Source organism: Kitasatospora sp. NPDC005751 (assembly GCF_040630835.1).
GTDB lineage: Bacteria > Actinomycetota > Actinomycetes > Streptomycetales > Streptomycetaceae > Kitasatospora.
The window spans coordinates 26436-41095 of sequence record NZ_JBEXYC010000062.1 but is presented as its reverse complement, the minus strand read 5'-3'; the positions used below and the strand labels follow the sequence as shown (position 1 = coordinate 41095).

11 protein-coding genes and 1 pseudogene are annotated in these 14660 nt (G+C 74.5%); 6 read left to right on the top strand and 6 right to left on the bottom strand.

The features are described 5' to 3' along the window. The first annotated feature begins 630 nt into the window (after positions 1–630). Positions 631–1203 (top strand): Asp23/Gls24 family envelope stress response protein, encoded by a 573-nt coding sequence (locus ABZ497_RS31960; protein ID WP_359810411.1) that lies wholly within the window; start codon positions 631–633, stop codon positions 1201–1203. A 953-nt stretch (positions 1204–2156) separates the two neighbouring features. Here ABZ497_RS31960 and ABZ497_RS31955 read toward each other — a convergent pair. Together ABZ497_RS31955 and ABZ497_RS31950 are read right to left on the bottom strand one after the other, a co-directional pair. Then, on the bottom strand, positions 2157–2690 hold the full coding sequence (locus ABZ497_RS31955; protein WP_359810408.1) for a hypothetical protein: 534 nt from the start codon (positions 2688–2690) through the stop codon (positions 2157–2159). A gap of 181 nt (positions 2691–2871) precedes the next feature. Further along, positions 2872–3035: pseudogene (locus tag ABZ497_RS31950) on the bottom strand (LLM class F420-dependent oxidoreductase); the annotation flags it as partial. 422 nt (positions 3036–3457) lie between these two features. Here ABZ497_RS31950 and ABZ497_RS31945 point away from each other — a divergent pair. Both ABZ497_RS31945 and ABZ497_RS31940 read left to right on the top strand, forming a co-directional pair. After that, positions 3458–3703, top strand: coding sequence for a DUF2945 domain-containing protein (locus tag ABZ497_RS31945; RefSeq protein WP_359810405.1), 246 nt, complete (start codon positions 3458–3460; stop codon positions 3701–3703). 454 nt (positions 3704–4157) lie between these two features. Continuing rightward, positions 4158–5015, top strand: coding sequence for an SMI1/KNR4 family protein (locus ABZ497_RS31940; protein ID WP_359810402.1), 858 nt, complete (start codon positions 4158–4160; stop codon positions 5013–5015). Between the two features lie 835 nt (positions 5016–5850). Here the strand turns inward: ABZ497_RS31940 and ABZ497_RS31935 are convergent. Together ABZ497_RS31935 and ABZ497_RS31930 are read right to left on the bottom strand one after the other, a co-directional pair. Further along, positions 5851–6768, bottom strand: coding sequence for an oxygenase MpaB family protein (locus ABZ497_RS31935; protein WP_359810399.1), 918 nt, complete (start codon positions 6766–6768; stop codon positions 5851–5853). Positions 6769–7158: 390 nt separating this feature from the next. After that, positions 7159–8298, bottom strand: coding sequence for a helix-turn-helix domain-containing protein (locus ABZ497_RS31930; RefSeq protein WP_359810396.1), 1140 nt, complete (start codon positions 8296–8298; stop codon positions 7159–7161). Positions 8299–8385: 87 nt separating this feature from the next. Here ABZ497_RS31930 and ABZ497_RS31925 point away from each other — a divergent pair, with 87 nt between their 5' ends. Further along, entirely contained in the window at positions 8386–9447 is a 1062-nt protein-coding gene (locus ABZ497_RS31925) for a ferredoxin reductase (RefSeq protein ID WP_359810393.1), read from the top strand. Between the two features lie 7 nt (positions 9448–9454). Beyond that, positions 9455–10579, top strand: a complete 1125-nt coding sequence (locus ABZ497_RS31920) for an acyl-CoA desaturase (RefSeq protein WP_359810390.1) — start codon at positions 9455–9457, stop codon at positions 10577–10579. A gap of 33 nt (positions 10580–10612) precedes the next feature. Here ABZ497_RS31920 and ABZ497_RS31915 read toward each other — a convergent pair whose 3' ends face one another. Both ABZ497_RS31915 and xylB read right to left on the bottom strand, forming a co-directional pair. Then, positions 10613–11806, bottom strand: a complete 1194-nt coding sequence (locus tag ABZ497_RS31915) for an ROK family transcriptional regulator (RefSeq protein ID WP_359810387.1) — start codon at positions 11804–11806, stop codon at positions 10613–10615. Positions 11807–11879: 73 nt separating this feature from the next. After that, positions 11880–13310 carry a xylulokinase gene (xylB, locus tag ABZ497_RS31910; protein WP_359810384.1) on the bottom strand — a complete coding sequence of 477 codons (1431 nt, stop codon included), beginning with the start codon at positions 13308–13310 and terminating at the stop codon, positions 11880–11882. A gap of 93 nt (positions 13311–13403) precedes the next feature. On the opposite strand from xylB, the gene xylA reads away from it, so the two are divergent. Next, positions 13404–14576, top strand: coding sequence for a xylose isomerase (gene xylA / locus ABZ497_RS31905; RefSeq protein ID WP_359810381.1), 1173 nt, complete (start codon positions 13404–13406; stop codon positions 14574–14576). Positions 14577–14660: the final 84 nt, after the last annotated feature.

Genomic DNA, 14660 nt, shown 5'->3' with positions numbered 1-14660 from the left:
CAGTCGCGGGATCGCGGCCGCGCCGTCGTCGAGGTAGAGCCGCAGGTCGTCCTCGCCCTGGGTCTCCAGGCGGTGGAGCCCGGGCCGGGGGCCGGGCGTGAACGGGGCCTCGACCCCACCGGCCGGACACCGGGCCAACCCGATTCCACTGGTTCCACTGGTTCCACTGGTTCCACTGGTTCCACTGGTTCCACCAGGGAGGGAAGCTCAAGCGGGGTCGTCGAGCACGAGCCGGCACCGGCCGTCCTGCGCTTGCTGCCCCGCGGGACGGCTCGCGGCGTGTCGTCCGCGCGGTCGGAAGCCCTCGTCCACCTGACGGCTCACCGCCGGCGCCCGGGCCTGGCCCCCCGGCCCCGCCCCTGAGCCTGCTGTCCGTCCTGGGCGATGGCCCCGAGGACGGCGCAGGCGTGGGCGCGTGGCCCTGGGTGTCCAGCCGGGGGAGGCGGCGGTCGGAGCAGTCGAGGCTGGCCTTGCTCGGTCATCTCCAGTAGCCGAACCTCAGCCGCCCGCCCGGCTCCCGGCGCCACGGCACCCCGATCGCCGGTCGAACCAGGGTTGGTCCACCCGGTGGTGGGAAGGTGCTCGGTGGTCGGCCGGTACGGTCGGCCACGAGGTGCAGGCAGGTGAACGATGATGACCTATCCCACCAACCCGACGGGCAGCGGTGCGGTGCAGAAACCCGCGACGACGGCCCCCACGCCTCCCGGCGACTACGCGGCCGCAGCAGCCGAACCCTCGTCGGCGCCCGGTACCGGGCCCGGACGCCCCGGGCCGAAGCGCCCCGGTCCCGTGGCCGCGGTCCGGCAGCAGGACGCCTCGGGGCCGCCCGCCGGCAGAACGACCGTTCTGAAGGGCGCGGTGGCAAGGATCGTGGCCACCGCCGCCTGCGAGGTACCGGGTGTCCACCGGCTGGGCGGCGGACCTTCGCTCACACATGGCAATCACGGGGGCGCTGATCGGAACGACCCCGCTCGCGGGGTGGAGGTGGAGGTCGGCGAACGGCAGGCCGCCGTCGACCTCGATGTCGTGACGGAGTACGGGTTCTCCATCCCGCGCACGGTCGACGCTCTCCGGGCCGCCGTGGTCGCCGCAGTGGAGCAGATGACCGGCCTGGAGGTGGTCGAGGTGAACGTCCGCGTCACCGATGTCCACCTGCCGCAGGACGACCTCCCGGCGGCGGGCGAGACACCACGGGTCATCTGACCCGGACCCTCAGGGCCGTCCGGGGGACCCACCCTTACGGCCTGTCCTGGCGCCCGGTCGACCGGTCCCGGTCGGCCCGATCACCGCAGGCCCGCTCCCGCACTCCACGGGCCGGATTCGAGCACCGGGTGGCAGGAACGACCGGCCGCCCGGGCAGGCACGGACGGCCCCTGAACCTCCTCTCCAGCGGCAGGGCACGCGCATGGCCAAGGGGGCGACATCGTGTGGTTGTGCGGCGAGGACGTGGTCGGGGAGGCGTTCGCAGAACGTTCCCAGCGGGCGGCGGGCGGCGGGCCAGAGCCGTGGCGTGAGGGCGGGGTCGGGCCAGCCCGCCGGTGCAGAGCAGGGCAGAGCAGGAGGGTGGAGCCGGGTCGGCAGCTGGACGGTGACGTCGGCGCGGGTGGCGCCCTCAGCGCAACCTCGGCTGCACCAAGGAGTCGATCACCCGCCGCACGCCCGCTGATCACCCAGCCACGCGCCGCCCCCGCCGGTGTGGCGCAGGGGCGGTTCGGGAGGAACTCAGACCGCCGCCCGCGCGGGGTCGTCGGCCGGGAAGCCGTGTGCCAGGACGTCGATCCGGTTGTCCGCGCTCAGGAAATCGCCGGTCAGAGGTGATCCGGATGCGCGTCGCAGCGCGCCGACGGCGGGGTCGGAGATGGAGACCGTGAGCCGGGGGGGCGGGTCGCCGATGATGGTGTTCGGCGAGTCGATCGGGTGCCACGAGCACCCGCTGGAGCGCGATGCCGTCGTACCCCGGGCTCAGCGCCTGCGTGGGGAGCGTGACCCCCGCCGATCCGCCGCTGCCCGGCGTGATGCGGGCCGCCCGGCCGACCCACGGCGGCAGGTGGGGGCCGCAGGGCTGCCGGGCGGGCCCCCGGAGACCGCCCGGAGCGAGCGCGACCGCGTCGCGCGCCCCGGGCGGCCGGTGCCGGGCGGTCCTTCAGGGGCGCGCGTCAGGCCCGGCGGCGGGAGAGCGCCACGACAGCGGCGGCGACGAGCATGGCGGCACCGGCGGCGGCCAGTACCGGCCCGGCGTACCGGGCGGACTGGAGCACCACGTCCCGGGCCGGGCCCTCCCCGTCGCGCGCGACCGCCGACCCGGCCGTGTCGGTGAAACCCGCGAAACCCGCCTTCGCCCGCTCCGCCCCGGCGCGCAGGCTGTCGGTGGCCCCGCCGAGTCCCTCCTCCACGGCGTGCCGGGCCTGGTCCGCGCCGTGGCCGACGAGTTCCCGGGCGTGCTCGGCGGTGTGGCTGACGCGCTCCCGTGCGTCGGCCACACCGTGGCTGACCCGTTCCCGGGCCTGCTCGGTGCTTCGGAGCACGCGTTCCCGGGCCTGTTCGGCTGCATCGCGCGCCCGGGCTGCGACGTCGCTGCCGGCGTCGCGCTCCGCGCCCGTGTCGGCGAGACGGTCGCGGGCCTCCTCGGCCTGCGAACTCAGCTCCGCCATGGTGCGGGCAGACTCATTGGTGCTGTGGTCGGCGTCCATCGGGGGCACACTCCTCGGTCACGTCGATGTGTCAGTCTCGTCGATGTCGGTCAGGTGGGCGGGGCGGTCAGCTGGACAGGGGTAGGGGCGGCCGTGCGGTTGACGTCAGCGCAGGGCCGACGGGCAGGCTCTCCCAGACGGGCGCGGCCCGGTGGGGCCCGGGCGTGGGAGGTGGACCGCGTCACCGCTCACGCAGGGCGGGGAGCAGGGTGCGCTGGGACCAGTCGAGGAAGACCTCCCTGTGGTCACCGCCGCCTGGACCAGCGCCACCTCGTCGAACCCCGCGTCGGCGTACGACCGGACCGCTTCGACGAAGCCCTCGACGCGGTCGCGGCAGGGAGCCGCGAGGACTCGACTCGGCGACGTGTCCAGCCACGGAGAGTAGTCGTCGGAGATGGCAGCGAAGTCGTAGCCCGCCTGCTCGGCGTGGACGACGTCCCGCACCAGGCGCCGGGGGCCGACCCGCCCGCTCATCACCGTGTAGCCGACTCTCACCATGCCCGGACGCCTGCCCGGGTCCCGCGGAACCACACTTCCTTGCCGGTCGATCGGCCCGAGACGGGGCGGCGGGCGCCGCTTCGAGCGACGCCCGCCCGCCTCACGACCGACCGCCTCACGACCGACCGCCTCACGACCGACCGCCGCGCTGGGGCAGCGGACGGCTGGAGCTCCACGCTCCCCGTCGGGGCCCGCGAGATTCGCTTCGGCCGGGGATGGGCACACGCCCGGTCGGACCCACGACGCGGCCGGAGCCGGGAGGACGCACCATGACGACCAAGTCCCACGCCACCGGGAACGGGCGGAAGCGGCTGCGGCGAGGCGACCACGTCTCCTGGCGCAGTCACGGAACCACCGTGACCGGCCAGGTCGAGCGGGAGATCACCTCGCAGGTCGAGGCTGCGGGCCGGACGGTCGACGCCTCACCCGAGGAGCCGCAGTACGAGGTGCGCAGCTCCGCCTCCGGGCGGACGGCCGTACACCGGCCGTCCGCCCTGCGCCGACGGAAGGACTGACCGGACCCGGCGGCGCCGGCACGTACCGCTCGCCCTGACGGAGCGTCAGCAAGAGCGGCTTCAGCCGGAGCGGCGTCAGCAAGAGCGTCGGCGGGTCGCCCTCCGAGAGGAACACGAGAACGTCATCAGCCTTGCAGCGTGAGTCGGCGAGGTCGAAGAGGGACCCGAGCGCGGGCCGGCAGGACCGCTCGAAGGCCTCGCGCCCGGTCCAGGTCCGATATCGGCCCGAGCGGGCCGCCGCCCGGCCGCTCATGGCGGAGCACTGGCCCGCCTACGAGGAGTACCGGGCGAAGAAGGACCGGGAGATCCCGGTGGTCCTGATCGAACCGACGGCGTTCGGTCGGCCGCCGGGCCGCCCGGCCGGGCGGCCCGGCTCGACGCCGTCGTCCGGCGGGGACTGTCCCCTCCCGGCGGTAGGGTCGTGCCGCCGACGCACCGACCGAGGGGGACCCTGATGACCGACCGCACGACCGACGGCGCCGCGAGCACGCCCAGCGCGGCCCAGGGCGCCGGCAGCGCCGCCGGCGACGACGCCGTACGGACCGCGGGGCGACTGCGTCGGGTGGCGGAGTCCTCCGAGGGGCTGGTGGTCCTGGACCCGGGGATCAGCGACGAGGAGATGGACGGCTGGCCGGCGCCGGTGCCCGAGGAGATCCGCGCGCTGCTGCGGGTCGTCGGGGGCGTGCGGATCACGGTCTCGCGGTCCGCGGTCAACGGCCACCTGTCGATCGAGCACGTCGACCTGGGTCACCCCTTCAACCGGGGCTGCTACCCGGCCGGTGACAGCAGCTGGTACGTGGAGCACGCCGGCGGCGCCGGCACCCACTGGTTCGTCTACCTCGACCACGGCGACGGCCACACCTACGTGGACGTCGACCGGGTCACGGGGGCGTGGGGCCCGGTCTTCCGTTTCTGGGACGCCACCGACTCCGTGCGCGTGGCGCCGTCGCTGACCGCCTGGCTGGAGCGCCTCGCCGACTGCCTGGAGGAGGCACTCGCCTCGGCCCGGGCCGAGGCCGGACCCGGCACCGCCATCGAGGTCAGGACGTTCGGCCGACACTTCGGCGATCGGTGGCCGGACCCGGAGCGGGAGGCGACGACGGTGGAGCCGGTCACCGCCGCGGCGGCCCGGTTGAGCGGTGACCCCCTGCTGCGCGAGGCCGCAGCAGCCCTGCCCGACGACGCCCTGCTCGCCGATCTGCGGTCCGTCACCGGCCCCGCCGCCGTCGACTTCCCGCTGCCGGTGAGCTGCCGCTACGCCCGCTGGTCGGCCGGGGCCCTGCTGTCCGCCACCGCGTGGGACGGCGAATAGCTCCGAGGGGCGGGGCCGTCGGCCCACTTGGCTGAATCTCGCCCCCGGTCGGCGGGCCGACGCCCGTGTGGTCCCGGCCGCGCGGGGAACGCGGGCTCCCGGACGGCGCCGGACACGAGGTCCGGCGCCGCACGGCTGGACGAGAGAGGGCGATCCTCATGATGGCGACAGTGGCGGTGCTGGCTCTGACGATCCTGCTCTTCAGTGCCGGACTCGGTCTCACCGTGGCGGTGGCGGGCCTGGCGAATCGGTTCGGGCGGTCGGCCGCGCGCCGCCGGCGATGACCGGTGGGCGACCGACCCCGCCGGCAGGGGCCGCCAGTGCAGGACGGAGGAGAGCGCCGCACCGCACCCCGCCAGGAACCAGGCCAGGCGGCCGTGGGTGCGGGCCAGGCCGATCACCGGAACGGCGAGCGCCTCGCGCCGCCGTTCCAGGCGCCGGGGCTCCACCGCACCCTCCCGGCCGGCCACCCCCGGCAGGCGGCCACCTCGCGGGCCAGCGCCCGGTCCTTCGGTGTGAGGTCCCCACCCTGCTGTCCCGAGCTCCGGACGTCGCTGTGCACCCCTTCCCCCGGGTCAGGGCGGGGGTCGCCGATGGCCGCCCGGCTGCGGGCCGCGGACGGGCTCCGGACACTGCGCTTCCTGGGGCTCCCGGTACGGCGCCTGGTGCAGGAGAAGTTCAGCGAACCCGGCCACCGGTCTGGTCCTGGCCGTGATCGGCGTCGTCCTCCGGGCGGCGGCCGGCGCCACTACTGGGAGACGCCGGGCGGCCGTCCCTTCGGGCACCGAGGTCCTGGTCAGAGGTCCTGGTCAGAGGTCCTGGTCAGAGGTCCTGGTCAGGTCGGGACGCCCGGGTCCACCCGCCGACCCGCCTCGCCCACCCCGGGCGGGCGGGTCATCGCCCACCTGATCCCCCTGGTCACGCCGGCCGCGCCCAGCCGGACCGCCGGCTGCTCCACCACCGGCAGGTAGGGCAGGCGGAGTTCCCGCCGCGCCCACCCCGGCAGCAGCGAGACCGCGCCGGCCGCGAGCAGCCCGTACGGCGGGCGGACCACCCACGGCAGGGGCGGCCGGAGGAGGATGAACCGCGCCGCGTCGAGGGCTGCCCTGGTCCGGTGCAACTCCGCGCGGTACGCCGCGAGGACGGCAGCGAGCTGCCGCTGGTCGCGCGGCGGGTCGACGACACCCAGCGCGGCGGCCACGACGGCGGCGTCGGCCACGTAGCCGTCATAGGCCTCGTCGTCCAACGGCTCTTCCCCGTAGGCCCGGTGGGCGCGGAGGAAGCTGTCGACCTCGGCGGCGTGCACCCAGCCGAGCAGGTGTGGATCACCGGCCCGGTACGCCTCCCCCGAGGCACTGGTGCCGCGGACCCGCTCGTGCACCGCCCGCACGTGGTCGACCGCCCGCTGCGCGTCGGCCGCCGTCCCGAACGTGGTGACCGCGAGGAAGGTGCTGGTGCGCTGGAGTCGGCCCCACGGATCGCCCCGGTAGCCGGAGTGCGCCTCGACGGCGGCCATCGCCAGCGGGTGCAGCGACTGCAGCAGGAGCGCCCGGAGTCCGCCGACGAACATCGAGGCGTCCCCGTGGACGACCCGGATGGGCCGGTCCGGGCCGAACCACCGGGGGCCCGGCGTCTCGTGGATCCGGCTCCGGGTGGCCGGGCCCTGCGGCCCGGCCACCCGGGCGAACAGTTCCGCCCCGGCGCGCCGCCGGAGCGCGGCGAGGGCCGGGATGCCGGAGATGCCATCGGTCATACCTGCCACTGTAGTTCCGCGCCGCGCCGACGGGCCGCCACCGACGGGCCGCCGCCCACGGGCCGTGCCACCGGCCGGACCGGGTCGCACGGCGATCCCCGCCCCGGTGGCAGGGGCCGCGGGCGCGGGTGACGGCCCGTGGAGAGGCGGGCGGGGCCGGCTTCCCGGGGACCGTCGGAGCGGGCGCACCGGCGCCCGGAGCGGCGGCGTACGTGCCGTTCCCGTCGTCGTCGGTACCGGAGACGGTACGGACTCAGGGGTCCGCACCGGGCGCCGCACGCGGCCGACCACGCACCTCACCTGGGAAGACGTGGCCCGGCCTGCGGTTCGGGAATCGCTTCTGATTCCTGGCCCGCGCACGGACGCGGTCGTGGACGCCCGGAGTACGCGTCAGCGGGCCGGAAGACCCACCGCCAGGGTCAGTTCAAGGACCCGGTACGGCGACGCGAGATCCGGGAACAGCTCCCGCAGCTGCGACATCCGGTACCGGACTGTCTGGGGATGGACGAACAACGCCGCCGCCACCTCGTCCCGTCTGCCCTGGTGCAGCAGCCACGCTCGCAACGTCTCCTCCAGCCGCCGCGCGGTCGCGACGGGCAAGGTCCGCAACGGTGCGAGCGCGCGGGCACGCAGGTCTGAGAACGCGTCCATGTCGGCGCTCAGCACCAGCTCGGGCAGGTGGGCCTCGGTGTCGCGGATGCCAGAGGAGAGGGAGCGCGCGCGTACGGCTCGCGCGTACGAGGCGGACGCACGAGTCCACGGCCGGGCCGGACCGACCACGGCGGTGCGGTCGGCCAGCTGCCGCAGGAGATGCGATCGGTCGACATCGGGAACGAGCAGCACACCGGTGGCGTCCGGCAGATCATCGAGGACGAGGGTGCCCGGGTCGAGCGCGCGGTAGGCGGGCCGGGCCTGGGCGGCGGGCAGCAGGACCGCGGTGAGCGAAGTCGGAGGCTGCCACCCGGCCCGTTGAACTGAGGCCAGCAGCACGTCCGGGCTCGCGTCGGCGAGGAGGTCGCGGGCCAGGTGTTCCAGGTGGCGCTCGCGGGCCCTGCCTCGCGCCGCCAGTTCGTCGGCGTGGCCCGCGGCGCTCGCGGCGGAGAGCTCGTCGATGTAGGCGAAGGTCAGCTCCGCGAACTTGGCGACCTCGGCGGCGGGCAGACCTACGGGCACGGCACCCGCTGCCAGACATCGCCAGGCCACGCGGGCGCCGACGCGGTAGGCGCTGAGCAGGGCGTCCATCGAACGGCCGTCGCGCACCTCGCCGCGGCCCAGCTCGTAGGCTGCGTCACCGGCGTCGCCGCCCGTGGCATTCCCGCTCGCGAGGTCCAGGTAGTGGCCCAGGGCGGTGCGGACGGCTCGGCGGATGGTGCCGCCCATGCGGCCCGAAAGGGCGTTCGCGTAAGGAGGGACCTCGTCGATGATCGCCTGGACGACCTCGTCGGCGGTGGCCCTCAGCGCGGCCCGAAGCGCGGTGACCGTCGTCTCATCCAGGACCAGCTCGCTGGCCCTCCGGATTGCTTGACTCACGCTTCTGTTCCCTGCGAACAATTCGGTCGACCAGATTCACGTCCTACGGTCAGGACTTTACACCCTGAGGCGCAGCAAGCTGGAGTCATGACGAGTGCAGCCCTCCGCAAGAGGGCGTGGAAACTGCTGGAGATGGTCACGACGCCGCTGCTGCCGTCGGACTACCTCGACCTGGTCAGCCCGCTGCGTGCGGGCGCCGACCTGCGCGGGCGCATCGAGGCCGTGCACCCCGAGACGGGTGACGCCGCGACCGTCGTGATCAGGCCGGGACGGGACTGGCGCGGCCACGCGGCCGGTCAGTACGTGCGGATCGGGGTCGACGTCGACGGGAGGCGCCTGTGGCGTGCCTACTCCATCACCTCACCGACGGACCGCCAGGACGGCCGGATCACGATCACCGTGAAGGCGATCCCGGACGGCAAGGTCAGCAACCACCTGGTCCGCAGGGCGGCACCGGGCACGCTGGTCCAGCTCGACCAGCCGACCGGTGACTTCGTGCTGCCGCCTGCCAAGCCCGCCAAGGTGCTCTACCTGACGGCCGGCAGCGGCATCACGCCCGTGATGGGCATGCTGCGCGACGTCGAGTTGGATGACGTCGTCATGGTCCACTGTGCGCCGCGGCCCCAAGACGTGATCTTCCGCAACGAGCTGCACGGCCTGGTCGCGGACAAGAAGCTGCGCCTCGTCGAGGTGCACAGCGCCACGGACGGCAAGCTCGACATCGCCCGCCTCGGCGAACTCGTGCCCGACTGGGCCGAGCGCGAGACCTGGGCCTGCGGGCCCGCGGGTCTGCTCGGCGCCGCGGAGGAGTACTGGACCGAACACGGCGTCCGGGATCGCCTGCGCACCGAACGCTTCCGACCCCGCATCGTCGTCGCCGGCGACGGCGGCGGCGGCGAGGTCACGTTCAGCGCCACCGGCACGACAGTCGACGCGGACGGCGCCACGCCGTTGCTGGACATCGGCGAGGAGGCCGGCGTGCTCATGCCCTCCGGGTGCCGCATGGGCATCTGCTTCGGCTGCGTCACGCCGCTCAAGGCGGGCGCCGTCCGCGACCTGCGCACCGGCGAGATCACCGAGGCCGAGCCGGGCGTCCTCATCCAGACCTGCGTGTCCGCCGCGGCGGGCCCCTGCGACATCGAACGGTAGACGCACCTTGACCGCCATCGACCCCACCGCCCACCTGACCGCGCAGCAGATCGAGGAGCTCGGCCGCGAGCTGGACGCGATCCGCGACGAGGTGATCGCCGACCGCGGCGAGAAGGACGCCGCCTACATCCGTAAGGTCATCTCGGCGCAGCGCAAGCTCGAGCTGGCCAGCAGGGGCGTGCTGCTGTTCTCGGTCTTCCCGCCCGCGTGGCTGCTCGGCACCGCCGGCCTGTCCGTGGCGAAGATCATGGACAACATGGAGATCGGCCACAACGTCCTGCACGGCCAGTGGGACTGGATGCGGGACCCGAAGATCCACTCCACCACCTGGGAGTGGGATCACGTCTCGCCGGCCGAGCAGTGGAAGCACTCGCACAACGAGTTGCACCATACGTACACCAACGTGATCGGCAAGGACAACGACCTCGGCTACGGCATCATGCGCGTCGACGAGGACCAGGAGTGGCACCCGGCCCACCTCGGCCAGCCGCTGTGGAACTTCCTCAACGCCTGCTTCTTCGAGTACGGCATCGCGGCGTACGACCTGGAGCTCGGCAAGAACCTGCACAAGCGCCGCCGCAAGGACCCGGAGTTCCGCGCGCGGGCCAAGGCCGTGGGCCGCAAGATCCGCAAGCAGGTGCTCAAGGACTACGTGATCCATCCACTGCTGTCAGGCCCGTCGTTCCTCACCACGCTCGCCGCCACGTTCACCGCGAACCTGGTCCGCAACATCTGGTCACACTCGGTGATCATGTGCGGGCACTTCCCCGAGGGCGTCCAGGTCTTCGAGCGCCGGTCGATCAAGGGCGAGACACGCGGCCAGTGGTACCTGCGCCAGATGATGGGCTCGGCGAACATCAGCGGCAGCAGGGCCATGCACTTCATGACCGGCAACCTGTCGCACCAGATCGAGCACCACCTGTTCCCGGACCTGCCGAGCAACCGGTACGCCGAGGTCGCGGTGAAGGTGCGCGCGCTCTTCGAGAAGTACGAGCTGGAGTACGTCACCGGGCCGCTGCTCGAGCAGGTGTTCTCCGCGTGGCACAAGGTCTTCCGGCTCTCGCTGCCCACCAAGAAGCCCAAGGTCATGACCCGGGCCGGGCGCGCGATGGTCGTGGTCGAGCACGACTGACACGGTGACGGCCCCGGGACGCTCCCGGGGCCGTCAGCCGACGGACAGCAGGGTCGGGTCCGCCATGATCCGGCGGATCGTGGTCTGCGCCGCGCCCAGCACGGGTCCGCGACGTCCCAGGGCGGACGAGCGCAGCGCCTCCGGGGGCCAGGGCCGGACGGTGACCCGGTCGGTGAGTTCGGCACGGACGGACGGCAGCAGCCACGCGGCCAGTTCGGCGTAGGTGCCGCCGAGGACGAGGCCGTCCGGGTCGATGAGGTCGACGGCGGAGGTGAGGGCGAGGCCCAGGGCACGGCCGGCGCGGTCCAGGGCCGCCAGGGTCGGCGGGTGCCCGGCACCGGCCCGCTCGGCCAGCAGGGCGACCGGGTCGCCGGCCTCCGCGGGTCCGCCCGGACCCGGGTCGTGCTGCGCGAGACCGGCCTCTCGCAGCACGGCCGCCTGGCCCGCGTACTGCTCCAGGCAGCCGCGCGCGCCGCAGACGCACCGGAGGCCGCCCGGGTGCACGGGGATGTGCCCGAGTTCGCCGGCGAAGCCGCGGGCGCCGCGGAACACCTGCCCGTCGATGACCAGGGCGGCGCCGATCCCGGCGTCCGCGGAGACGTGCACGAAGGTCTCCGCGGCCTGGCCGGCGTTCCAGTACTCGGCCAGAGCCCCGAGGTTGGCCTCGTTCTCCGGCTCGGGCGCGGTGTCCGGATCGGGCCAGTGGTCGGCGACGCGGACGGTGTGCCAGCCGAGGTTGGGCGCGCGATCGACCTGTCCGACGGGTTCGTTCGGCACCACCCCGGGCACGGCCAGGACCCGGCCCTCGACGCGGAGACCGAGGTCGCGGGCCTCGGCCTCCGCGTCGGCGGCCAGCGCGGCGACCTCCGCCAGCACCTGCCCGGCCGGCCGGCCGGCGTTCGACCGTTCGACCCGGCGCCACACCCGGGGTTCTCCGCGCAGGTCCACGACGCACGCGCCGAGGTGCATGACGCCGATCTCCAGACCGAGGCCGGCGGGGCCCCGGTCGCTCACCGACAGCGCGCGTCCGGGGCGGCCGACCCGTCCGTCGGGGGCGGTATCCGTCTCGGTCAGCGCACCCCGCCCGATCAGTTCGTCGACCAGCGAGGAGACGGCCGCCCGGGTCAGGCCGACGCGTGCGGCGACATCCGCGCGGGACAGCGGGCGGCTGAGCGGGTTGTGCGCGGCGACCGTGCCGAGGACCACCGAGAGGTTGCGCCGTCGCATGTCCTGTTGCGAAGCGGGCCCGGAGCCCCGGCTGTGCCCCGTTCTGCCGACCACTCCCACGCGCGGGCCCCTCCTACCGGTCCTCGGCCGGGGCTCCCTGCAAGGCCCCGGCCCGACGCAGGGTACCGCTGATCCGTTCGAGTGCGTCCGCGTCCCGTGCCACGGGCTCCAGCACCGGGCCGTCGGCGGTGCGCCAGCGGCGGGCCACCGCGTCGGCGGGCTCGCCGGTGAGCAGCGCGGCGGCTTGGGCGGCCGCGCCGAGTGCGACCAGTTCCCGCGCGGCGGGTACCCGCACGGCCCGGCCCGAGAGCCGCAGGACGGTCCGCTGCCAGGCGCGGCCCCGGGCACCGCCACCGATCAGCAGCAGCGGCTCGTCGCCCGCCGGCTCCTCGCCGCCCGCGCGCAGCACCTCGTCCAGGGCGGTGAGCAGGGCGTGGGCGGCGCCGTCGTAGGCGGCTTGGAGCACCTCCCCCGGGGTGGTGTCGTGACGGAGTCCGTGGACCAGGCCGGACGCGCCGGGCAGGTCCGGGGTGCGCTCGCCGTCCAGGTAGGGCAGCACCACCACGGTGCCGCCGTCCTCGACCTCCTCGCGCCCGCGTCCGAGGAGGGCGGCGACGCGGTCGACGGCGAGGGTGCAGTTGAGCGTGCAGGCGAGCGGCAGCCAGCCGCCGAGGGCGTCGGCGAAGCCCGCGACCGTCCCGCTCGGGTCCACCGGCCTCTTCCGGCCGACGGCGTAGACCGTCCCGGAGGTGCCGAGGCTGAGCACGGGCTGCCCGGGCCGCAGTCCCAGCCCGAGGGCCGCCGCCATGTTGTCGCCGGTTCCGGCGGCCACCAGGGCCCCCTCGCGCAGCGCCGTCCCGGGGCGGACCAGGCCGGCCGGTGCGCCCGGCACGAGGACCTGCGGCAGCAGGGCCGGGTCGAGGCCGATGCGGTCGAGGACGACCTCGTCGTAGCCGTCCGGCCCCCACCAGCCGGTCCCCGACGCGTCGCCGCGGTCGGTCACCGCCTCCCCGGTCAGCCGCTCGGTCAGGAAGTCGTGCGGGAGGCGGACGGCCGCGACGCGGTCGGCGGCGGCGGGCTCGTTGGCGCGCAGCCAGGCCCACTTGGGAGCGGTGAAGGCGGCGGTCGGCAGGCTGCCGGTGCGCCGGACGATCTCCGCCGGGCCGATCCCGGCTCGCAGCGCGGCGGCCTGGGGGGCGGACCGGACGTCGTTCCACAGCAGCGCCGGGCGGACCGGTGCGCCGGCCGCGTCGAGGGTGACCAGGCCGTGCTGCTGGCCGGCGATGGAGACGGCGGACGCGCGTCCGGCCCAGCCCGTCCCCGAGACAGCCTCGTCGAAGGCCCGCCACCACTGTTCGGCATCGCTCTCCCGGCCGGCTCCCTCGCTGACGGTGTGCGGGGCTCGACCCTCGCCCAGGACCGTGCCCGTGTCGATGTCGACGGCGAGGGCCTTGGTGGACTGGGTGGAGCTGTCGACGCCGATCACGACACGCTGCTCAGCCATGCGTTCCTCCGATGGGGTTCCTTCTGACGCCCCGGCATACTAATTTGTTGAGAGCCCTGACAAACACCCTCCGCACCGATCCGGAGCCGCTCCATGTCCAGCGACCCGCTCGCCCCCACCCCCGCGCACAAGTTCACCTTCGGCCTGTGGACCGTCGGCTGGCAGGGTCGCGACCCCTTCGGCGACGCGACCCGCCCCGCCCTCGACCCGGTCGAGACCGTGCAGCGGCTGGCCGGACTCGGCGCCTACGGCGTCACCTTCCACGACGACGACCTGATCCCCTTCGGCGCGGACGACGCCACCCGTGAGGAGACCGTCAAGCGCTTCCGCGCCGCGCTGGACGCCGCCGGACTGAAGGTCCCGATGGCGACCACCAACCTCTTCACCCACCCCGTCTTCAAGGACGGCGCCTTCACCGCCAACGACCGCGGCGTGCGGCGCTACGCGCTGCGCAAGACGATCCGCAACATCGACCTGGCCGCGGAGCTCGGCGCCTCGGTCTACGTCGCCTGGGGCGGTCGCGAGGGCGCGGAGTCCGGCGCGGCCAAGGACGTGCGCACCGCGCTCGACCGGCTGAAGGAGGCCTTCGACCTGCTGGGCGAGTACGTCGAGCAGCAGGGCTACGACCTGCGCTTCGCGATCGAGCCCAAGCCCAACGAGCCGCGCGGCGACATCCTGCTGCCCACGGTCGGCCACGCCCTGGCGTTCATCAACGCGCTGGAGCGCCCCGAACGGGTCGGCGTCAACCCGGAGGTCGGCCACGAGCAGATGGCCGGGCTCAACTTCCCGCACGGCATCGCCCAGGCCCTGTGGCACGGCAAGCTGTTCCACATCGACCTCAACGGCCAGTCCGGCATCAAGTACGACCAGGACCTGCGCTTCGGCGCGGGCGACCTCCGGCAGGCCTTCTGGCTGGTCGACCTGCTGGAGTCGGCCGGCTACGACGGCCCGCGCCATTTCGACTTCAAGCCGCCGCGCACCGAGGACTTCGACGGCGTCTGGGCCTCGGCCGCCGGCTGCATGCGCAACTACCTGCTGCTGGCCGAGCGCTCCCGCGCCTTCCGGGCCGACCCGGAGGTGCAGGCCGCGCTCGCCGCATCCCGGCTGCCCGAACTCGCGCTCCCCACCGCCCAGGACGGCCTGGCCGGCCTGCTGGCGGACCGCTCCGCCTTCGAGGAGTACGACGTCGACGCCGCCGCGCGGCGCGGCATGGCCTTCGAGCAGCTGGACCAGCTCGCCCTCGAACACCTCCTCCGGGCCCGCTGACCCCGGTCACGGCGAAGCCGGGTCGTGCGAGCCGCACGACCCGGCGCCCCCGGTGCCCACCTCGGCCGATGGCCGCGGTCCGGT